Below are 21385 nucleotides of genomic sequence, written 5' to 3'. Positions count from 1 at the left end.
GGGCAAATCACGCCTTCGGATGATGCACCCGGTGGGTCAGCCCGCGCAGGAAATTACGCAGAAACTGATCCCCGCACTCGCGGTAGTTTTTATGATCCGGCGCGCGCATCATGGCGGTCACTTCCGGCACGGATACGCGGTATTTTTGCTCCGTCATGATCGCCACAATATCGTCCGTTTTCAGCGAGAACGCGATGCGCAGCTTTTTCAGCACCGTGTTGTTGTTCACGCGACGCTCAAGCGCCAGCTCTGGCGCAGACTCATCTTTGCCGCGCTTATCGTAGATAAGGCCGTTCAGGAAGCCAGAAAGGATAATATCCGGGCAGCGAACAAAGCCCTCTTCATCTTCTTTGGTCATCCAGGTATCGAAACCTGCAGACGTGGCTTCCATATCGGACAACGCAAGAATGCGCACCATGTCGTTATTGTTTGCTTTCAGGGTGTAGCGCAGGCTACGAAGAATGTCATTACTAATCATGAGTGCCTTTAACTGTCGATGTTGCAATGGCGCGCAGTGTACCAGTTTTACAGGCCAATCGCCTCTTTCAAACTCTTCAGATAGCGACGGCTGACGGGTACCGTTTGCCCGGCACGCAGCACCAGCTCGGCCTGGCCGTTATCCTCCAGGCGGATCTCCTTCAGGTGCGCCATGTTCACCAGATACTGGCGGTGGCAGCGGATCAGCGGCGTTCGGCTCTCCAGCGTGCGCAGGGTCAGCTCGGTAAACCCTTCGTTTCCCTCCGCGCTGGTGACGTACACCCCGCTCAGACGGCTGCTGACAAAGGCCACGTCATCCATCTGCAGGAGATAAATGCGGCTGTGCCCGGTGCAGGGGATAAACTTCAGCGGCTGCTGGTTTTCCGGCAGCAGGGTAACGTCCTGGACGGTACGCTCCTGGCGTAAACGCGTCAGCGTCTTTTCAAGACGTTTTTCTTCGATCGGCTTTAGCAGATAGTCAAACGCGTGCTCTTCAAACGCCTTCACGGCGTATTCATCAAACGCCGTCAAAAACACGATATAGGGGCGATGTTCCGGGTCAAGCATCCCGACCATCTCCAGGCCGCTGATGCGCGGCATCTGGATATCCAGAAAAAGCACGTCCGGGCGCAGCTTATGCACCGCGCCAATCGCTTCAATGGCGTTTGCACACTCGCCCACCACCTCAATATCACTCTGCTCCTGCAGCAGCACGCGCAGGTTTTCCCGTGCTAACGGCTCATCATCCACAATCAGCACTCTCAGCATGCGTTTTCCTCCAGCGGCAGTCGTAAGGTAATACGGGTAAAGCGGTCTGGCTCACAGGCGACGGTAATACCACACCCATCGCCAAAGTGCGCGCGCAGGCGCTTATCCACCAGGCTCATGCCTAATCCGCCCGACGCGGAAGCAACGTAAAGCCCGGCATTGTCTTCTATATCCAGCACCAGGTGATGGTTAAAGCGGCTGGCGGAAATCGCGATCTCCCCTGTCCCCAGCAGCTGCGAGGTGCCGTGCTTGATGGCGTTTTCCACGATAGGCTGCAGGGTAAAGGCCGGAAGATGCTGGTACGCCAGTTCATCCGGGATGGAGAGCGACACCTGCAGCCGCGACTGAAAGCGCGCCTGCTCAATTTGCAGATAGGCGTTCACGTGCTCAATTTCGTCCGCCAGGGTGACAATCTCCGACGGGCGCTTGAGGTTCTTGCGGAAAAAGGTCGACAGAAACTGCACCAGCTGCGCGGCCTGATCGCTGTCGCGGCGGATCACCGCCTTCAGCGTATTGAGCGCGTTAAACAGGAAATGCGGATTCACCTGGGCGTGCAGGAGTTTGATCTCAGACTGCGTCAGCAGCGCTTTCTGGCGCTCATACTGCCCGGCGAGGATTTGCGCGGACAGCAGCTGGGCAATCCCCTCCCCCAGCGTGCGGTTGATCGAGCTGAACAGGCGGTTTTTCGCTTCGTAGAGCTTGATCGTTCCCATCACCCGCTGGTTTTCACCGCGCAGGGGAATGACCAGCGTGGAGCCGAGCTTACACTGCGGATGCAGCGAGCAGCGGTACGGCACTTCGTTACCGTCGGCGTACACCACCTCGCCGGTCTCTATGGCGCGCAGGGTATAGGTTGAGGAGATCGGTTTGCCCGGCAGATGGTGATCGTCCCCCGTACCGGTAAAGGCCAGCAGCTTCTCGCGATCGGTAATGGCGACGGCGCCGATATCCAGCTCCTTATAGAGCACCTGCGCCACCTTCATGCTGTTCTCTTCGTTAAATCCCTGGCGCAGAATGCCCTCGGTCGAAGCCGCGACCTTCAGGGCCGTAGCGGAAAATGCGGAGGTGTACTTCTCAAACATGGCGCGCTTGTCGAGCAGAATACGCATGAACAGCGCCGCGCCCACCGTGTTGGTCACCATCATCGGCGCGGCAATGCTGCTGACAAGGTGCAGCGCATCTTCAAACGGGCGGGCAATCAGCAGGATAATCGCCATCTGCGCCATTTCCGCCACGAAGGTAATGGCCCCCGCGGTCAGCGGGCTAAAGACCTTATCCGGGCGACCGCGCTTGACCATATAGCTATGGACCAGCCCGCCGAGCAGCCCTTCAACGATGGTGGAGATCATACAGCTCAGCGCCGTCATGCCGCCCATCGAATAGCGATGCAGACCCCCGGTTAACCCGACAAGGCCACCGACGACGGGACCGCCCAGCAGCCCGCCCATCACCGCGCCGATGGCGCGCGTATTGGCAATAGAGTCTTCGATATGGAGGCCAAAGTAGGTCCCCATGATGCAAAAAATAGAGAAGGTAACGTAGCAGAGCAGCTTGTGCGGCAAGCGGACGGTGACCTGCATCAGCGGGATGAACAGGCGCGTTTTACTCATCAACCAGGCGATGACAAGGAACACGCACATCTGCTGAAGCAGCAACAGCACCAGATTAAACTCGTACATACTAACAACCGCACATTCTAAAAACGCGTAACATACACTGATGACGGTTAACTTTCTTTGAAGCTGTCCAAAAAAGCTGTAAATCGTGTCCGCCATCACACCTTTTGCCGAACGTCATCCGTGCTTCGCATTATTTGTGCAAAAAACAACCATTTCTTCCTGGTTCGACAAACTGGGTCTACAGTTAAGCTGGGGACGCGTAAGCCAGGGGGCGAATATGGCGCTTTACACGATAGGCGAAGTGGCACTCCTTTGTGATATCAATCCCGTTACGCTACGGGCGTGGCAGCGACGATACGGATTACTCAAACCGCAGAGAACCGACGGCGGGCATCGTCTTTTTAATGATGCGGACATCGATCGAATCCGCGAGATCAAAAGCTGGATCGACAACGGCGTACAGGTCGGTAAAGTAAAGTCGCTGCTCAGCCAGGACGATCCCGACACGCTGCGCCTCTGGCGCGAACAGCAGGAAACGCTGCTGCGGCTCCTTCAGGCAGGTAATCTGCAGCGGCTTCGCGCGTGGATTAAAGAGCAAGGGCGCGACCACCCCGCGCAAACCCTCATCACAAACCTTTTTATTCCGCTGCGTCGACGCTTACAGTGCCAGCAGTCCACTCTGCAGGCGCTGCTCAGCATGCTGGATGGCGTACTGATCAATTACATTGCCGTCTGTCTTGCCTCGGCGAGAAGTAAAAGCGGAAAAGACGCGCTGGTTGTCGGCTGGAACGTTCACGACACCACCCGCCTCTGGCTGGAAGCCTGGATCGCCACCCAGCAGGGCTGGCGCGTTGACGTCCTCGCCCATTCGCTGGCTCAGCTCCGCCCTGAATTTTTTGACGGCCAGACCCTGCTGGTGTGGTGTGGGGAAGTGCCCACGGCCTCGCAGCAGCAGCTCCTGACCGAATGGCGCGAGCACGGCTATCCCGTTTACCCGCTTGGGCCAAATGAGCTGTAACGGCATTTAATGGTTCATTAACAGCTGCGCTTCACCGTATAATTGTTCCGTTAACAACAGGAGCACATGATGAAGGCAACCAAACTGGCCGTAATTACCTTATTTGTTCTGATGGCCGTAAGCGGTATCGGTGGCGTGATGCTTGCAGGCTATTCGTTTATCGTTCGCGGCGGTGTCGGCTGAGGTACAGCGCAAAACGCTCGAAGACGCGATCGACCACGATTGCTGCCAGCGCCACCAGTACCGCTCCCTGAATAATATAGGCCGTATTAAATCCGCTTAGGCCGATAATAATCGGCGTTCCCAGCGTGTTGGCGCCTACCGTCGACGCAATCGTCGCGGTCCCGATATTGATAATCACCGACGTTCTGATCCCCGCGATGATAACCGGCGCCGCGAGCGGCAGCTCAACCTTGCGCAGCCGCTGCCCGCTGCTCATCCCCATTCCTTCGGCGACGCTCAGCACCGACGCAGGCACTGCCGCAAGCCCGGCTAGCGTGCCCTGAAGGATCGGCAGTACGCCATATAAAATCAGCGCAATAATGGCCGGCTGCTGACCAAATCCCATCACCGGTACGGCGATGGCCAGCACCGCCACGGGCGGGAACGTCTGACCGATCGCCGCAATCGTCTCCACCAGCGGGCGAAACTCCCGGCCCCAGGATCGCGTGACCGCTATACCCGCCCCTACGCCCAACACAATGGCAATCACGCTTGAGATCGCCACCAGCCAGGCGTGCGCCAGGGCGAGGTTAATGAAGCTTTCCTGCTGGTACACCGGCCTCGGCAGACCGGGGAACAGCGAGCTAAAGAGCGTCGCGCTGTGCGGCATCAAAAACAGCAGCGCCAGGAAAAGCCCTACCAGCCAGAGCAACGGATCACGCACTGCCTTCACGCGCCACCTCCCCAGCCAGCAAATCGCGAAAATGCAGCGTGCCGCAGGGTGCGCCCTGGGCATCCGAAACGGGCAGCACCTCACACTGACGCGCCACAAACGCGGAAAGCGCATCCCGCAGGGTCATCTGCGCCTGCAGCGGTTCGCCGCCCACCGGCATGTCCTCACGGCGCATGTAGTCGCTGACGGTTCGCAGGGAAAGCAGCCTGACGCCCAGCTCGCTGCGGCCAAAAAACTCGCGCACAAAGTCGTTCTCCGGCTGCGTCAGCAGCTCCAGCGGCGTGCCCTGCTGCACCACTTCGCCATGATCCATCAACACCAGATGGTCGGCCAGGCGTAGCGCCTCATCGATGTCGTGCGTAACAAGAATAATCGTGCGCCCGAGAATGCGATGAATGCGGGTCATCTCAACCTGCAGCGCCCCGCGCGTGACCGGGTCGAGCGCACCAAAGGGTTCATCCATCAGCAACACCTGCGGATTAGCCGCCAGCGCCCGTGCGACCCCCACGCGCTGCTGCTGTCCGCCGGAAAGCTGGTGCGGAAAACGATCGCGCAGAGCGGGTTCTAAGCCGAGCAGCGCCATCAGTTCATCCACGCGCTCGTTAATTTTTGCCCGCGACCAGTTTTCGAGCTGCAGCACGGTGGCGATATTCTGCGCCACCGTCCAGTGAGGAAACAGGCCGATGGACTGTATGGCGTACCCCATACGCCGACGCAGTTCGAGCACCGGCAGGCTGCGGATCTCCTCCCCGGCGAAGCGGATTAGGCCGCTGTCGTGTTCCACCAGCCGGTTGATCATCTTCAGGGTGGTGGATTTTCCCGATCCCGACGTCCCGATCAGCACCGAGAACGCCCCTTCCGCAAAATGCAGGTTCAGGTTGCTCGCCGCCGGACGGCCCGCAAAAGTTTTACTGACATCGTGAAATTCAATCATTGGCTCTTCTCCTGAGCAGCGCGAGCCACAGGGCAAACAGCGCATCCAGCACCACCGCCAGCGCAATGGTAGGAATGACGCCCAACAACACCAAATCCAGCGCGCTGCTCAGCAGCCCCTGGAACACCAGCGCACCGAAGCCGCCCGCGCCGATGAGCGCCGCAATTACCGCCATGCCCACGGTTTGCACCGTCACCACGCGCAGGCTGCGCACCAGCAGCGGTAGCGCAAGCGGCAGCTGTATTTTCCAGAAGCACTGTCGGGCGCTCATCCCCATCGCATGGGCGCTTTCAAGCACATCGGGCGAAACCTGGCTTAAGCCCGCCACTACGCCGCGCACCAGCGGCAATAGCGCGTACAGCATCAGTGCGATGAGCGCGGGCGTGAGCCCGGTCCCGGCGATCCCTATCACCCCCAGCGCGGGAAATGACTTCACCAGACCGGCCAGCGGCGCAATCAGCAGGCCAAACAGGGCAACGGAAGGCACCGTCTGGATCACGTTGAGCACGGCAAAAATACTGCCCTGACGCGCGGGATGGCGGTAGCACCACATGCCCAGCGGCACGCCGACCAGCAGCGCCGGGAAAAGCGTGCCGAGCAGGATCGTCAAATGCTGCGCCAGCGCGTCGTTAAACACCTCCTGACGGTTGGCGTACTCTTTCAACAACGAAAGTTGATTCAGTTCACCGCTAAAGAGCAGCCACAGGGGAATAATCCAGATTTGCGCATTCAGCAGCCAGCGCCAGACGGGCTTTGGCACAAGTCGGCGAATAATATCGCTGCAGGCCAGCAGACACAGCGCCAGCCACAGCCAAAGCCCGCTGCCAACGGAGGTCCGCGCGAGGGGGCTTTCAACGGACACCATCTGGGCCGCCGCCAGCCCCGCGCTCCAGACCAGCACGATGAACAACGCTTCACAGAGGATAAGCGTCAGCCACTGCGCCCTGCGCGCAGGCCAGAACGACAGCGCAACAGGCACGCCGAGCGCGGCAGCCAACAGCACGGGCGTATACGGCCAGATCTGCCAGACAGCGCGCCCCTCCCCCGACATAAGGCGGTTGGGCGCGACGTTCACGAAAGGTAGCGCGACCGCTGCGATGGCGATGCAGGCCAACAGCAGCAGCACGCGGTTATGACATTTTATTGGCACAGCCCTGTCCCGTTACTTCACAAGCCCTTGCTGCTTCAGGAAATCGGCGGCCACTTTTTTGGCGTCCAGCCCCTCAACGGCAATGCTGGCGTTCAGCTGCTGCAGCGTTTTTTCATCCAGCTTTTCGAAGACCGGTTTAAGCCAGTCGGCAATCTCCGGGTAGGCTTTCAGCACCGCTTCGCGCACCACCGGGGTCGGGGCGTAAATCGGCTGGACGCCTTTCGGGTCGGTCAGGGTTTGCAGACCGAGCGCCGCCACCGGGCCGTCGGTACCGTAGGCCATGGCCGCGTTAACGCCAGAGGTTTGCTGCGCCGCCGCCTTGATGGTCACCGCAGTGTCCCCGCCCGCCAGCGAAAGCAGCTGCGCCTGGTCGAGCTTGAAGTCGTACGCTTTTTCGAACGCCGGGAGCGCGTCAGGACGCTCGATAAACTCCGCGGACGCAGCGAGCTTAAAGTCGCCCTTCTCTTTCAGATAGCGGCTGAGATCCGCAAGCGAGGTCAATTTTCCCTTCTCCGCAATATCTTTGCGTACCGCGATGGTCCAGGTGTTGTTGGCCGGGGCCGGCGTCAGCCAGACCAGCTTGTTCTGCTCCGCATCCAGCTTTTTGACCTTCTCATAGCCCGCTTTGGCGTTTTTCCATGCCGGATCGTTTTCTTGTTTGAAGAAGAACGCGCCGTTGCCGGTGTATTCCGGATAAATATCCAGCTCGCCGGAGGTGATCGCGCCGCGCACGACGGGCGTGGTGCCGAGCTGGACTTTATTGACGGTTTTCACGCCGTGGCTGTCCAGCACCTGCAGGATAATATTGCCGAGCAGCGCCCCCTCGGTATCAATCTTCGAACCCACCTTTACCGGCTCCGCAGCCTGTAGCGGCAGGCTTAGCGCCGCCAGTAACGCCGCAGAGACCACCAACCCCTTTTGAATCGTCATTCCACTGTCCTCATTTTTTTATCGCCTTTTTCAGAGGCTTGAGAGAAAAGCGTAGCTTAAAACGGCCGAATTAACCGTCAAAATGCCTTTTTAGCATAAGGTAAGACGCATCCCCCGCAGAACGGGGGATGCAAAGGAGGGAAAGGTTACTGCAGTTCGAACTCGCCTTGATTTACGCGGGCGGAGTCCACGCCGATGAAGACGTTAAACTTGCCCGGTTCCGCATCATATTTCATCTGCTGGTTCCAGAACTTCAGCGCGTCGACGTCGATCGGGAAGCTGACGGTTTTGGTTTCGCCGGGCTTGAGGCTGACCTTATCGAAACCGCGCAGCTGCTTCACCGGGCGGCTCATGGAGGCGGTGACGTCCTGAATGTACATCTGAATCACCGTCGCACCGTCGCGCTTGCCGGTATTGGTCACGTCCACGCTGGCGGTGACCTTGCCGTCACGCTTCATCGTTGGCGCCGACATCTTCACGTCTGAAACCTTAAAGGTGGTGTAGCTGAGACCGTAACCAAACGGATACAGCGGGCCGTTGGCTTCGTCGAAGTAGCGGGACGTGTACTTGTTCGGCTTGTCGGCGTTGTACGGGCGACCGGTGTTCAGGTGGCTGTAGTAGACCGGGATCTGCCCGACGGAGCGCGGGAAGGACATCGGCAGCTTGCCCGACGGGTTGTAGTCGCCAAAGAGCACGTCGGCAATGGCGTTACCGCCTTCGGTACCGGCGAACCAGGTTTCCAGAATGGCGTCAGCCTGCTGATCTTCCTTCACCAGCGCCAGCGGGCGACCGTTCATCAGCACCAGCACCAGCGGCTTGCCCGTCGCCTTGAGGGCGGCGATCAGATCGCGCTGGCTCTGCGGGATGGTGATGTCGGTGCGGCTGGAGGCTTCGTGCGCCATACCCTGCGCTTCGCCCACGACCGCGACAACCACGTCGGACTGCTTCGCCGCGTTCACCGCTTCGTCGATCATCTCTTTCGGCGTGCGCGGATCGACCTTCACCGCTTCCTCGTACTGGTTGAGGAAGGTAACGATGTCTTTGTCGTCGGTGACGTTCGCCCCTTTGGCGTACACCACTTTTGCATTCTCACCCACGGCGCTCTTAATCCCGGTCAGCACGGTGACGGACTGATCGGCCACGCCCGCGGCTGACCAGCTTCCCATCACGTCGCGCTTGCTGTCGGCCAGCGGCCCCACCACGGCGATGGTGCCGGATTTTTTCAGCGGCAGCGTGTCGAGGCGGTTTTTCAGCAGCACCAGGCTTTCGCGCGCCACTTCACGCGCCTCTTTGCGGTGCAGACGGCTTTCGGCATTGGTGTCAGCCGGGTCAGAATCTTTCGGGCCCAGATGGCTGTACGGATCGTTAAACAGCCCCATGTCGTATTTCACGTTCAGCACGTGGCGCGCGGCATCGTCCAGCTCCGCCATCGTCACCTTGCCGTTCTTCACCAGCCCCGGCAGGTACTTGCTGTAGTACTCGTCGCTCATGCTCATGTTGATGCCGGACTTGAGCGCCACGCGCACCGCGTCTTCCGGATCGGACGCCGTACCGTGCTTGATCAGCTCTTTAATCGCGCCGTGATCGGAAACGGTGATGCCCTTAAAGCCCCACTGGTCGCGCAGCACGTCTTTCAGCAGCCAGGAATCGGAGGTAGCCGGCGTGCCGTTCAGCGAGTTAAGCGCCACCATCACCGCGCCGCTGCCCGCGTCCAGCCCCGCCTTGTACGGCGGCATGTAGTCGTTGAACAGGCGCTGCGGGCTCATGTCCACGGTGTTGTACTCTTTACCGCCTTCAACCGCGCCATACGCGGCGAAGTGCTTGACGCTGGTCATCACCGAGTAGCGATCCGCCGGGCTTTTGCCCTGCATCGCTTCCACCATGGTTTTACCCATTGTGGCCGTTAAATAGGTATCTTCACCAAAGCCTTCCGACGCGCGGCCCCAGCGCGGATCGCGGGAGACGTCCACCATCGGCGCCCAGGTCATATTCAGGCCGTCATCTGCCGCTTCATAGGCGGACACGCGCCCAACGGTTTTCACCGCGTCGAGGTTAAAGGAGGACGCTAAGCCGAGGCTAATCGGGAAAACGGTGCGCTGGCCGTGCAGCACGTCGTAAGCGAAGAACAGCGGAATTTTCAGGCGGCTGAGCTCCATCGCCTGATCCTGCATTTTGCGGATATCCTGGCGGGTGACGGTGTTAAAAATCGCCCCCACCTGGCTCTCTTTGATCATCTCACGGATGGCCTCTTTCGGGTTGTCCGGGCCGACGCTGATTAGACGCAGCTGGCCGATTTTCTCATCGACCGTCATCTTCTTGAGCAAATCCGTGACGAACGCGTCGCGGGCTTCAGGCGTGAGCGGATGATTTCCAAACAATTCTTCTGCCAGCGCAGGCTGCAGTGCCAGGCTGACGGCGACACCTACAGAACATAGCCATTTCATGTCGTTTTTACTCTCTCATCAATAACCGCGGGAAGCACCCGGCCATACCGTGCGAAAAGCGCAGTGTGCCACAAACCCTCTGAACGTTGCAGGGTTATTCTCTGATTTTTCTCGTGAATACTCGACCGCTTAACGGTTAATCGCGCTATGCTTTACAGCGAGAAATTTGCCCCACCACAAGGAGTGGAAGATGTCTTCTGTTCGAACTGACGATAACAATACTTTTATTAACGAACTGTCGCGCCTGGTTGGTCACTCTCACCTGCTTACCGACCCGGCCAAAACGGCGCGCTACCGCAAGGGCTTCCGTTCCGGCCAGGGCGATGCGCTGGCGGTGGTCTTCCCCGGCACGCTGCTGGAGCTGTGGCGCGTGCTGAGCGCCTGCGTCGCCGCCGATAAGATTATTTTAATGCAGGCCGCCAATACCGGCCTGACCGAAGGCTCCACGCCGAACGGTAATGACTACGATCGCGACATCGTGATTATCAGCACCCTGCGCCTCGACAAGCTTCACCTGCTGGACAAAGGCGAACAGGTGCTGGCCTTCCCGGGCACCACGCTCTACACGCTCGAAAAAGCGCTTAAGCCGCTGGGACGCGAACCGCATTCGGTGATCGGCTCGTCGTGCATTGGCGCCTCGGTGGTTGGCGGGATTTGCAATAACTCCGGCGGCTCGCTGGTGCAGCGCGGCCCGGCCTACACCGAGATGTCGCTGTTTGCGCGTATCGATGAAAACGGCAAGCTGACGCTGGTGAACCATCTGGGTATCGATCTCGGCGTGACGCCGGAGCAGATCCTCAGCAAGCTCGACGACGATCGCGTGAAGGATGAAGACGTTCAGCACGATGGCCGCCACGCGCATGACCACGACTACGTGACCCGCGTGCGCGATATCGACGCGGATACCCCGGCGCGCTATAACGCCGACCCGGATCGCCTGTTTGAATCCTCCGGCTGCGCGGGCAAGCTGGCCGTCTTCGCGGTGCGTCTGGATACCTTCCCGGCGGAGAAAAAGCAGCAGGTGTTTTACATCGGCACCAACCAGCCGGAGGTGCTAACCGAAATCCGCCGTCATATTCTGGGGGAATTTACCCACCTGCCGGTGGCGGGCGAGTACATGCACCGGGATATTTACGACATCGCCGAGCGCTACGGGAAAGACACCTTCCTGATGATCGACAAGCTCGGCACCGATAAAATGCCGTTCTTCTTCACCATGAAGGGGCGCACGGATGCGATGCTCGATAAGGTGTCGCTGTTCAAGCCGCACTTCACCGACCGCTTCATGCAGAAGCTGGGCAACGTTTTTCCGGCGCACTTACCGGAGCGGATGAAAACCTGGCGCGATAGGTACGAACACCACCTGCTGCTGAAAATGGCCGGTGACGGCATTGCCGAAGCGCAGGCCTGGCTGACCGAGTACTTCAGGACGGCTGAGGGTGATTTCTTTGCCTGTACGCCTGAAGAGGGCAGCAAAGCCTTCCTGCACCGTTTCGCCGCGGCGGGCGCGGCCATTCGCTATCAGGCCGTTCATTCTGAAGAGGTGGAAGATATTCTGGCGCTGGATATTGCCCTGCGCCGTAACGACACCGAGTGGTTTGAACACCTGCCGCCTGAGATCGACAGCAAGCTGGTGCACAAGCTCTATTACGGCCACTTTATGTGTTACGTCTTCCACCAGGATTACATCGTTAAGAAAGGCGTTGATGCCCACGCGCTGAAAGAGCAGATGCTGGCCCTGCTCAGCGAGCGCGGCGCGCAGTACCCTGCGGAACATAACGTGGGACATCTGTATAAAGCGCCCGAAACGCTTAAGGCGTTTTATCGCGAGAATGACCCTACAAACAGTATGAATCCCGGCATTGGCAAGACCACGCGGAAGAAATACTGGAAAGAGAGCGAGGAATCGGAGCAGCACAATACGCAAGCTGCTGATTAATTCCTACAGCCAAATTTAAGAGATTGTTAAGCACGCCTCAAACGTACTAGATTAAGTGCCTGTTGCCAGAGAAACGTTTCTCTGACTTTCCATGACGAGGAGCAGGCACATCATGTCGGCTATTGATGTTTTATCCGAAACCGAAGTGGAAGTGCGCGATGCGCTTCCCGACGATGCGCATGCTATCTCGGCCATCTACGCGTGGCATGTGCTTCACGGACGCGCCTCTTTCGAAGAAGTGCCCCCCACCGTTGACGAGATGCGCAAGCGCATAAAAAGCGTGACCGACGGCGGCATGCCGTGGCTGGTGGCGCTGTATCGCGGCATCGTTGTTGGCTACTGCTATGCCACGCCGTATCGTCCTCGACAGGCTTATCGCTATACGCTGGAAGAATCTATCTACGTGGATGCCAGCACTACGGGCCGCGGGTTTGGCTCAACGCTGCTGAGCGCGCTGATCGCACGCTGCGAGCAGGGCCCGTGGCGGCAGATGATTGCGGTGGTCGGTGACGGTAACAATAACTCGGGTTCGCTGCGCCTGCACAAGAAGCACGGTTTTGAAGTCGTGGGTCAGCTGCGAAGCGTCGGGTACAAAAAAGGCGACTGGCGGGATACGTTGATAATGCAGCGCCCGCTCAACGACGGTGACTGGACGCTGCCGGAGTAAAACGCGATGCGGTCTGGTGCCCTCACCCCGCCCCTCTCCCACGGGAGAGGGAGAAAACATAAAAAACGGTAACCTGGGTTACCGTTTTGCATTTACCTAATCGTTCTGCGCCGTCGCCATCTGTTCCGCTTTCTGCTTTTTATACGTCAACGCGGCGGCCGGAACGGGCTGCACCTTCCCGGTCTCAATCCACGTACGCAGGCGGCTCGCATCCGCAAAGTGGGTGTATTTGCCGAAGGCATCCATCACCACCAGCGCCACCGGCTTACCGTTGAACACGGTGCGCATCACCAGGCAGTGCCCCGCCGCGTTGGTAAAACCGGTTTTGGTTAACTGAATATTCCAGTTCTCGCGATACACCAGATGGTTGGTATTGCGGAACGGCAGCGTGTACGGCGGATTTGAGAAGGTCGCCATGTCCTCACGCGTGGTGCTCAGCTGACCAATCAGCGGGTACTGCTTGCTGGCAATCAGCATCTTTGTCAGGTCGCGCGCCGTTGAGACGTTATGAATCGACAGCCCCGTCGGCTCGACGTAATGCGTGTTGGTCATCCCCAGCGATTTGGCTTTGGCGTTCATCGCCCGAATAAAGGCATCATAGCCGCCCGGATAATGGTGCGCCAGGCTCGCCGCCGCGCGGTTCTCGGAGGACATCAGCGCCAGCAGCAGCATATTCTTACGGCTGATTTCGCTGTTCAGGCGCACGCGAGAGTAGATCCCCTTCATCTCCGGCGTGTGGCTGATATCGACCTTCAGCTTTTCATCCAGCGGCAGACGTGCATCAAGCACCACCATCGCGGTCATTAATTTGGTTATCGAGGCGATCGGACGCACCAGATCGGGATGGCTGGCGTAGATCACCTTGTTGGTATTCAGATCGACAATCATCGCGCTGCCGGACGCAATCTGCGGCTGCGCAGCGGCGGTGGTCACGGCGGGCGTTTTGGCCATCACGGGTGCGGCAGCGGATGCCCCCAGGATAAGCGCAAGGCTAAGTATTGAAACTCGGAATTTCAGCATGGTGAGACTTCTGATAATTATTCACGCACGTAATACGTACACCGCCTGCATCGACGGATAAACGCAGGCTGGCTTCGGCATCATAGCGGGCACCGTACGTTGTCGCCAGCGGAGAATCGTGAACAGATGCTGCATTGCTGGCATTTACGCCAGCAATGCAGTGAGCTTAGAACAGACGGTATCCATAACCCCAAAGAATAACCGTCAGCGCCAGTAGCGCCTCCAGGACCAGCACGCCGATGGCGAGCGTTGAGCTGGAGAAGCTCAGGCCCTCTTCTTTATTGATATTCAGGAAGGTGGGCACGCCCAGATACAGCAGATATCCGGTGTAAAAGAGCGCAACCGTACCGATCAGCGCGCACAGCCAGACCAGTGGATAGAGCGCGACAATACCGCTTAAAAACAGCGGGGTCGCGACATATCCGGCGAAAATCATACAGTGGGCGAGCGACGGGCGCTGCGGATAGTTACGCGCCATCCAGTAGATAACCCGTCCCATCACCGCCACCCCGGCGAGCATGACGCCGTAAAACAGAATGGCAAGGTATAAACCCGTAAACCAGGAGAGCTGAACCACGTTACCATCACCGAAGTTCCAGCCGATTTGTGTTGTACCGATGAATGCGCAGATCACCGGCACCGCTGCCATGAGCAGCACATGGTGCGTGTAGTGATGCGCGACCGTTTCGTTCTCGCTTCTGATTACGTGCATTTCACGATCGGGATGGGAGAAGAGTCCCCAGACATGGTTCATAGCGCCCCCTTGTTGTCGGCCCGTCAGCGATACCCTAAGTATAATGCAGGCTGTAGATTATTTTCTATACAGTGGGAAATTTCCGTTGATTGCCGCGCGGTTGATTCATGGGGTATATGATTAACGGAGGCTTGCACAGGGAGAAAACAGAGACGTAATGGATATCAACGGACTTATTGAACAATATGGATACGCCGCGCTGGTGGTTGGCAGCGTGGCTGAGGGCGAAACGATCACCCTGCTGGGGGGCGTCGCGGCGCATCAGGGGCTGCTGAAATTCCCGCTGGTGGTGGCCGCCGTCGCGCTGGGCGGCATGATTGGCGATCAGCTGCTCTACTTTCTCGGGCTGCGCTTTGGGCCAACGCTGCTCAAGCGTTTCGCAAAGCACCAGAAGAAAATTAAGCGCGCGCAGCGGCTAATTCAGCACCATCCCTATCTGTTCGTCATAGGCACCCGCTTTATGTACGGCTTTCGCATCATCGGGCCGATTCTGATCGGCGCCAGCCGTTTGCCGCCTAAAATCTTCCTGCCGCTGAATATTCTGGGCGCGATCGCCTGGGCGCTGATCTTTACGACCCTCGGCTACGTGGGCGGCGAGGTGATTGGTCCGTGGCTGCATAATCTCGATCAGCATATTAAGCACTGGGCGTGGCTGATTCTGGTGGTCGTGGCGGTGATTGGCGTGCGGCTGTGGATGCGGCATCGGGAGAAGAGGCGGGATGAGGAGTGAGTGCGGCCTGATGCCCCCTCACCCTAACCCTCTCCCCAAAGGGGAGAGGGGACTTTATACACCCTCGCCCCTTTGGGGAGAGGGCCGGGGTGAGGGGTAAAACACTTATCCCTCCGGCTTAAACTGCGGGTTCGCCAGCATAAATCCCCCGTCGACGATAAAGGATTGCCCGGTGGTGTAGCTGGCGTCGCTGTCGCACAGCCAGGCCACCAGGCTGGCAATCTCTTTGGTGTGGCCCGGCCTCGCCAGCGGGATTGACGGCATTGAGCCTTCTTTCACCTCGCTGTCGTCCATATCGTTCATGGGCGTGGCAATGGCCCCAGGCGCAACGGCGTTCACCAGGATTTTGTGCTTCACCAGCTCCAGCGCCATCGACTTCGTTAGCCCACCGAGCGCATGCTTCGCCGCCGTGTAGGCGCTGGCGTCCGGGAGGGGCGTGTGTTCATGTACCGAGGTGATGTTCACGATCCGGCCCCCTTCCCCCTGCTGCACCATCTGGCGGGCGGCAATTTGTGAACAGAGAAAGGCCCCGTCAACGTCAACGGTAAAAATGCTCCGCCATTCGTCAAACGGCATATCGAGAAACGACGCTTTGGTCATCGCCCCCGCATTATTGACCAACACGTCCAGCCTGCCAAAGCGCGCGATCAGCGTTTCGATAGCCTTCGCGCCGTCTGGCAGCGAGCTTAAATCAAGCTGAATAGCCTCCGCGCGCTGCCCTCGCGCTTCAACCTCGCGGCAGGTCTCCAGCGCGCCTTTCTCATCAGAATGCCAGGTTACGCCGATATCAAACCCGCGCTCGGCCAGCATCAGCGCCGTGGTTTTACCGATCCCGGAATCCGATGCGGTCACAATCGCGACTCGGTTCATACTTACCTCCTGCACATGGGCAAAGAGGTAAGTATAGATAATGACCGTTTTTAGCCATGATGATAGCCGCCGCCCAGCGCGGACGTGAGCTGCAGCGTGGCGTCAACGTACTGCCCTTTCAGCGTCAGGGCGGCGATGCGTTCCCTGAGCGCGGGAATTTTAGCCTCACTCACGCGGGAACCGGCAATAATCCCGGCGCTATAGCGCGCCTGCGCCAGCGCAACCACGCGCGCGGCATCCTTTTCGACCTGCCGCTGCTGCTGATTTTTAGCGGTTAAGGTTTCCACTTCGCTGGCCGTGCGCGCCACCTGGTTGACGGCATCCACCACCGCCTTGTTGTAATTCGCCACCGAAAGATTGCTTTGCGCCTGGGCGATATCCAGGTTCGCGTTGAGCCTGCCGCTGTCAAAAATCGGCAGCGTCAGCCCGGCGGTGACGCCCATTTGCTGCGCGGAGGATCGGAACAGATCGCTCAGGTGCAGGGCATCCTGCTGCAGGAACGCCATCAGGTTCACATCCGGGTAGAACGCCGCTTTGGCGGCCTCCACCTCGCTCATGGACGCTTCAATATACCAGTGCGCCTCCTGCAGATCGGGGCGGCGGGCCAGCAGTTCGTAGCCCAGCGTGGCCGGTAGTGCCGCTTCCGCAGTCGGTAACGCGTGGCGCGTAAGCGTCATGGAAGCGCTGTTGGTCAAGGCTTCCAGGCGGGCCTCAACGGCCTTCATTTTGCCTCTGACCTCAGCCAGCTGCTCTTCCGTTTTGCTGGCGTTGATATCCGTTTCGACGCCTTCTACGGAGGAGGTGATCCCGTGCTGATACAGCTCGCGATCGGCGCCAATAATGTTGTCCTGCTCGTGCTTAATCTGGGCGAGCACGTCCCCCACGGCAGCCTGGGTCTGCCATTCCCAGTAGAGTCGCGCGACGCTGCTGGCCAGCAGCTGGCGGGTTTGCTCCATCTCGGCGTTTTGCGCGTTAACCTTGCCGATTCGGGCTTCAACCTGCGCGCGATTTTTGCCCCACAGATCGAGATCCCAGCCCGCGGTCAGGCCGAATGTACCGTTGGTGTACCACGGCCCGGTGGTGCCCGCTGCCGGATCGGTAATCGCAAAGGGCCCCATCAGACCTTCAGCCGACATTTTCTGCCGCTCCGCATCGGCTGAAAAATCAACCTGCGGGCCGTCGGCCGCCATCGTCGCTCTTGCCTGCGCTTCGGCGAGCGTGATGCGCTGGCGGGCGATTTGCATATCCGGCGCATCGTTCAGCGCCTTAGCAATCAGCGAATTAAGCGCGGGATCGTTGTAGTCTTTCCACCACTCATTTTTCGGCCAGTCGGTATGGCGAAGCTGCGTATTCACCGCTGCCGCCGTGGTTTGCGCCGTAATGGGAGATACCGTGGCATGTTCAGGCGCACAGGCCGCCAGAATAAAAACGAGGGGAGCACTCAGAGATATAATAAAAGAACGTTTCATGACGCCATAAACTCAAAAAAATAAAGGCGCACGTTACGCCCGAAGCCGTTCCTTTTTTTAGTAACGCGTGGCAATCCGCAAATTGTCATACATTTTCATACCCGGAAAATTATTCCCAAAGATAATGAATAAATTCAATGCATTCATGTCAATTATAAATACGCTGCTACACTTATTCAGGACATACATGAGCAGGAGAAGGGAATGAAAATATTACTGTGGGTTATTTTGATTATATTTCTGATAGGGCTGTTGGTGGTGACCGGCGTATTCAAGATGATTTTCTGATTTATTTGCCCGGCTCCGCGCCGGGCACCGTTCCTTATCAGGCCTTCAGCGACGCCCCCTTCGTGGCAATCACCTCTTTATACCAGTGGAAGCTTTTCTTGCGGCTGCGTGCTAGCGTGCCTTTTCCGCTGTCGTCACGGTCTACATAAATAAAGCCGTAGCGCTTGGACAGCTCCGCTTTGGAGGCGCTGACCAGGTCGATCGGCCCCCAGCTGGTGTAGCCCATCACCTCCACGCCGTCGTCAATCGCCTCGCGCACCTGCACCAGGTGGTCGTTAAGGTAGCTGATGCGGTAATCATCCTGCACCACGCCGTCCGCGTCCGGTTTATCCTTCGCGCCCAGGCCGTTTTCGACGATAAACAGCGGCTTCTGATAGCGATCCCAGAGCACGTTCAGCAGGGTACGCAGGCCCACCGGGTCAATCTGCCAGCCCCACTCGGAGCTTGCCAGATGCGGGTTAGGCACCATGCTCAGGATGTTGCCCCGCGCCTGATGGTTCAGTTCTTCATCGGTGGTCACGCAGCCGGTCATGTAGTAGCTGAACGAGATAAAATCGACGGTGGATTTTAGCGCCTCGCGGTCGGCGTCGGTGATATCAACCTGAATTCCGTTATCGCGGAAGAAGCGCAGCATATAGCCCGGATAGGCTCCACGGCACTGCACGTCGCCAAAGAACTGCCAGGCGCGGTTCTCCTGCAGGGCCTCCAGCACGTCTTCTGGCTTACAGGTCAGCGGGTACATCAGGCCGCCCAGCAGCATGTTACCGATTCTGGCGTCCGGGATAATCTCGTGGCAGGCTTTTACCGCCAGCGCGCTGGCCACCAGCTGGTGGTGAATAGCCTGATACACCTCGCCCTTGCTGCTGGTTTCCGGCAGGCCGACGCCGGTCATCGGGGCGTGCAGCGACATGTTGATTTCGTTAAAGGTCAGCCACAGCTTCACCTTCTCCCGGTAGCGCGCAAACACGGTGCGGGCGTAGCGCTCAAAGAAGGTAATAGTCTGACGGCTGCCCCAGCCGCCGTACTGCTTCACCAGCCCCCACGGCATTTCGTAATGCGACAGCGTCACCAGCGGGGTGATGTTATGCGCGGCCAGCTCGTCAAACAGCTTATCGTAATACGCCAGGCCCGCCTCGTTTGGCGCCTGCTCGTCGCCGTTCGGGAAGATGCGCGTCCAGGCAATGGAGACGCGCAGGCAGCTAAAGCCCATCTCGGCGAAGAGCTTAATGTCCTCCGGGTAGCGATGATAGAAGTCGATGGCCACATCCTTGATGCCGCTGTCCCCCGCCACGCGCTCCACCACCGGGCCAAAGACCCCCTGCGGCTGAACGTCAGACGTGGACAGCCCTTTGCCATCCTCCAGATACGCGCCTTCTACCTGGTTCGCGGCAACCGCGCCGCCCCATAAAAAATCATCCGGGAAAGTTTTCATCACGTTCTCCTGTTATTGATGGCTTACGCTGAGCAGCGGTGCACCGGCGGTCACGGACGTTCCCGCCACGGTCGCTACCTCGCGATACTCGTCGCTGTTACTGATAATAATCGGGGTCGCCAGGTCGTATCCGGCATCGATAATCGCCTGACGGTCAAACTCCAGCAGCAGATCGCCCGGCTGCACCCTGTCGCCCACGTTGACATGGGCGGTAAACGGCCTGCCGTCCAGCTTCACGGTGTCAATTCCCACATGAATTAACACTTCAATTCCGCTGTTGCTGAGCAGGCCGATGGCGTGTTTGGTCTGGAACAGAGAGGCAACCTCACCGGCAAACGGCGCAATCACCCTGTTATCGGAGGGAATAATCGCCACGCCGTTGCCGAGCAGGCCGCTGGCGAAGGTGGTGTCCGGCACCTGGTCAAGCGCCAGCACGGTGCCGGTCATCGGGGAGAGCACGTCATTTTCGCCCACGGTCGTCACCGCTTCCGGCTCGGCCTGCCCCGGCATCCCCGCCACCAGCGTCAGTCCGCAGCTCAGCACCAGCGCCACCACGGTGCCGATAATGCCGCCCCACAGCGTGGCGTCCACGCCGCCCGGCGGGATCATCTGGGCGATGGTAAAGATATTGGCAAAGCCGAAGGAGTAGACGTGGGTATCGCTGAAGCCGACAATCGCGCCGCCGACGGCGCCCGCCACGCAGCCAAAGATAAACGGACGGCGCAGCGGCAGGTTAACGCCGTAGACCGCCGGTTCGGTGATGCCGAAAATCCCCGCCGTCACTGACGAGCCGGCCAGCATTTTCTGACGCGCGTCGCGGGAGCGCAGGAAGATCCCCAGCGCCGCGCCGACCTGGCCAAACACCGCCGGGAGCAGCATCGGCAGCATGGAGTCATGGCCCAGCACCGCCAGATTGTTGATCATCAGCGGCACCAGCCCCCAGTGCAGGCCGAAGATCACGCACACCTGCCACAGCGCGCCCATCGCCGCCCCCGCCAGCCACGGCGCCAGGACGTAAATCCACTGGTAGCCGTTGGCCAGCAGCTGGCTGAGCCAGGTTGCCAGCGGGCCAATCACCAGGAAGGTCAGCGGCACGGTCACGCCTAAGCAGATCAGCGGCGCGAAGAAGTTTTTCATTGAGGACGGCAGCAGCCTGGTGCTCTGCTTTTCCAGCCAGCAGCTTACCCACGCGGCGAGAATGATCGGGATCACCGAGGAGCTGTAGTTGAACCAGGTCACCGGTATGCCGAGAAACGCCTCGGAAACCGCCCCCGGCTGCTGGCTGGCGTTAAAGGCGGCAATCATCATCGGGTGGGTGAGCGCCCCGCCGATCACCATGGTAATAAACGGGTTGCCGCCAAATTTTTTCCCGGCGGTATAGCCCAGCACCAGCGGAAAGAAGAAGAACAGCGCGTCGCTGGCGGCGAACCAGATTTTATAGGTGCCGCTTTCAGGGGTGAGCCAGCCGCAGACCACCGCCAGCGCCAGCAGGCCTTTCAGGATCCCGGAGGCCGCCAAAATGCCGATAAACGGAGTGAAAATCCCTGACACGATGTCGATCAGGCGGCCCAGCAGGTTTCCCTTTTCCCCTTTGTCTTCAACAGCCGGCGCGTCGTCGGTAAGCCCGGCTTCGCTGCGCACGGCCTGCCAGACGTCGTGAACGTGGTTGCCAATTACCACCTGGAACTGGCCGCCGCTCTCGACCACCATAATCACGCCCGGGTTTTTCTTCAGCCCTTCGGCGTCCGCTTTCTGGTTATCTTTCAGTTTAAAGCGAAGCCGGGTCGCGCAGTGCACGAGGCTAACAATGTTCTCTTTTCCGCCAACGTGGCCGAGAATATCCTTCGCTAACGCCTGGTATTCCATCTCGATTTCCTTACATCCGATGCCCGCAGGCACCTGTTGACTGAGTCTAAAAATAAAAAAACCCGAGGGCGTCCTTCTTGCGAAGGCCGCGCTCAGGTTTTGCCTGCGTTATGCA

The 21385-nt window shown here is 59.0% G+C and carries 19 protein-coding genes and 1 pseudogene; 6 read left to right on the top strand and 14 right to left on the bottom strand.

Annotation, left to right across the window (positions count from 1 at the left end; translation table 11 throughout):
* Nucleotides 1-7: 7 nt before the first annotated feature.
* The 3 genes from E0L20_RS17155 to E0L20_RS17145 are packed head-to-tail and all read right to left on the bottom strand — an operon-like array spanning nucleotide 8 to nucleotide 2924.
* Nucleotides 8-478, bottom strand: coding sequence for a YehS family protein (locus E0L20_RS17155; RefSeq protein WP_006176388.1), 471 nt, complete (start codon nucleotides 476-478; stop codon nucleotides 8-10).
* A 47-nt stretch (nucleotides 479-525) separates the two neighbouring features.
* Entirely contained in the window at nucleotides 526-1245 is a 720-nt protein-coding gene (gene btsR, locus E0L20_RS17150) for a two-component system response regulator BtsR (RefSeq protein ID WP_131635003.1), read from the bottom strand.
* Complete coding sequence (locus tag E0L20_RS17145; protein ID WP_131635002.1) at nucleotides 1239-2924, bottom strand: sensor histidine kinase; 1686 nt, start codon at nucleotides 2922-2924, stop codon at nucleotides 1239-1241. Before E0L20_RS17145 ends, btsR begins: the two co-directional genes overlap by 7 nt.
* 217 nt (nucleotides 2925-3141) lie before the next feature.
* Between E0L20_RS17145 and mlrA the strand changes: the two genes are divergently transcribed.
* Both mlrA and E0L20_RS17135 read left to right on the top strand, forming a co-directional pair.
* On the top strand, nucleotides 3142-3882 hold the full coding sequence (gene mlrA, locus E0L20_RS17140; RefSeq protein WP_131635001.1) for an HTH-type transcriptional regulator MlrA: 741 nt from the start codon (nucleotides 3142-3144) through the stop codon (nucleotides 3880-3882).
* 69 nt (nucleotides 3883-3951) lie between these two features.
* The gene (locus tag E0L20_RS17135) at nucleotides 3952-4065 is read left to right on the top strand and encodes a protein YohO (protein ID WP_010433613.1); all 114 of its coding nucleotides are present in this window, start codon (nucleotides 3952-3954) and stop codon (nucleotides 4063-4065) included.
* On the opposite strand, the gene E0L20_RS17130 is transcribed toward E0L20_RS17135, so the two are convergent.
* From E0L20_RS17130 to bglX, 5 genes are all read right to left on the bottom strand, one after another.
* Nucleotides 4040-4777: an ABC transporter permease gene (locus E0L20_RS17130; RefSeq protein ID WP_131635000.1), complete on the bottom strand. Its 738-nt coding sequence runs from the start codon at nucleotides 4775-4777 to the stop codon at nucleotides 4040-4042. The genes E0L20_RS17135 and E0L20_RS17130 overlap by 26 nt on opposite strands.
* Nucleotides 4761-5711, bottom strand: coding sequence for an ABC transporter ATP-binding protein (locus E0L20_RS17125; protein ID WP_131634999.1), 951 nt, complete (start codon nucleotides 5709-5711; stop codon nucleotides 4761-4763). Before E0L20_RS17125 ends, E0L20_RS17130 begins: the two co-directional genes overlap by 17 nt.
* Nucleotides 5704-6861, bottom strand: coding sequence for an ABC transporter permease (locus E0L20_RS17120; protein ID WP_131634998.1), 1158 nt, complete (start codon nucleotides 6859-6861; stop codon nucleotides 5704-5706). Before E0L20_RS17120 ends, E0L20_RS17125 begins: the two co-directional genes overlap by 8 nt.
* Before the next feature lie 12 nt (nucleotides 6862-6873).
* A complete protein-coding gene (gene osmF / locus E0L20_RS17115) occupies nucleotides 6874-7791 on the bottom strand; it encodes a glycine betaine ABC transporter substrate-binding protein OsmF (protein ID WP_131634997.1) in 918 nt (305 codons plus the stop codon).
* A 146-nt stretch (nucleotides 7792-7937) separates the two neighbouring features.
* The gene (gene bglX, locus E0L20_RS17110) at nucleotides 7938-10235 is read right to left on the bottom strand and encodes a beta-glucosidase BglX (RefSeq protein ID WP_131634996.1); all 2298 of its coding nucleotides are present in this window, start codon (nucleotides 10233-10235) and stop codon (nucleotides 7938-7940) included.
* 190 nt (nucleotides 10236-10425) lie between these two features.
* Here bglX and dld point away from each other — a divergent pair, with 190 nt between their 5' ends.
* Both dld and E0L20_RS17100 read left to right on the top strand, forming a co-directional pair.
* Nucleotides 10426-12174, top strand: a complete 1749-nt coding sequence (dld, locus tag E0L20_RS17105; RefSeq protein WP_131634995.1) for a D-lactate dehydrogenase — start codon at nucleotides 10426-10428, stop codon at nucleotides 12172-12174.
* 112 nt (nucleotides 12175-12286) lie between these two features.
* Nucleotides 12287-12841 carry a GNAT family N-acetyltransferase gene (locus tag E0L20_RS17100; RefSeq protein WP_131634994.1) on the top strand — a complete coding sequence of 185 codons (555 nt, stop codon included), beginning with the start codon at nucleotides 12287-12289 and terminating at the stop codon, nucleotides 12839-12841.
* 96 nt (nucleotides 12842-12937) lie between these two features.
* Here the strand turns inward: E0L20_RS17100 and pbpG are convergent, their stop codons facing one another.
* Both pbpG and E0L20_RS17090 read right to left on the bottom strand, forming a co-directional pair.
* Nucleotides 12938-13861: a D-alanyl-D-alanine endopeptidase gene (gene pbpG / locus E0L20_RS17095; RefSeq protein ID WP_131634993.1), complete on the bottom strand. Its 924-nt coding sequence runs from the start codon at nucleotides 13859-13861 to the stop codon at nucleotides 12938-12940.
* Nucleotides 13862-14027: 166 nt separating this feature from the next.
* Entirely contained in the window at nucleotides 14028-14615 is a 588-nt protein-coding gene (locus E0L20_RS17090) for a Yip1 family protein (RefSeq protein ID WP_131634992.1), read from the bottom strand.
* 157 nt (nucleotides 14616-14772) lie between these two features.
* On the opposite strand from E0L20_RS17090, the gene E0L20_RS17085 reads away from it, so the two are divergent.
* A complete protein-coding gene (locus E0L20_RS17085) occupies nucleotides 14773-15345 on the top strand; it encodes a DedA family protein (protein WP_131634991.1) in 573 nt (190 codons plus the stop codon).
* A gap of 105 nt (nucleotides 15346-15450) precedes the next feature.
* On the opposite strand, the gene E0L20_RS17080 is transcribed toward E0L20_RS17085, so the two are convergent.
* A complete protein-coding gene (locus tag E0L20_RS17080; protein ID WP_131634990.1) occupies nucleotides 15451-16215 on the bottom strand; it encodes an SDR family oxidoreductase in 765 nt (254 codons plus the stop codon).
* Between the two features lie 50 nt (nucleotides 16216-16265).
* Nucleotides 16266-17684 carry a multidrug resistance outer membrane protein MdtQ gene (gene mdtQ / locus E0L20_RS17075; RefSeq protein ID WP_131634989.1) on the bottom strand — a complete coding sequence of 473 codons (1419 nt, stop codon included), beginning with the start codon at nucleotides 17682-17684 and terminating at the stop codon, nucleotides 16266-16268.
* 204 nt (nucleotides 17685-17888) lie between these two features.
* Here mdtQ and yohP point away from each other — a divergent pair, with 204 nt between their 5' ends.
* Complete coding sequence (gene yohP, locus E0L20_RS24330) at nucleotides 17889-17972, top strand: small membrane protein YohP (RefSeq protein WP_015572324.1); 84 nt, start codon at nucleotides 17889-17891, stop codon at nucleotides 17970-17972.
* Nucleotides 17973-18009: 37 nt separating this feature from the next.
* Here yohP and E0L20_RS17065 read toward each other — a convergent pair whose 3' ends face one another.
* Both E0L20_RS17065 and bglF read right to left on the bottom strand, forming a co-directional pair.
* Entirely contained in the window at nucleotides 18010-19404 is a 1395-nt protein-coding gene (locus E0L20_RS17065) for a glycoside hydrolase family 1 protein (protein WP_131634988.1), read from the bottom strand.
* A 12-nt stretch (nucleotides 19405-19416) separates the two neighbouring features.
* Nucleotides 19417-21382 (bottom strand): annotated as a pseudogene (bglF, locus tag E0L20_RS17060) (PTS beta-glucoside transporter subunit IIABC).
* Between the last annotated feature and the right edge of the window lie 3 nt (nucleotides 21383-21385).

Origin of the sequence: Enterobacter wuhouensis (genome assembly GCF_004331265.1) — a bacterium.
GTDB lineage: Bacteria > Pseudomonadota > Gammaproteobacteria > Enterobacterales > Enterobacteriaceae > Enterobacter > Enterobacter wuhouensis.
The sequence above is the reverse complement of the archived record's forward strand: the minus strand, read 5'-3'. Positions and strand labels throughout refer to the sequence as shown.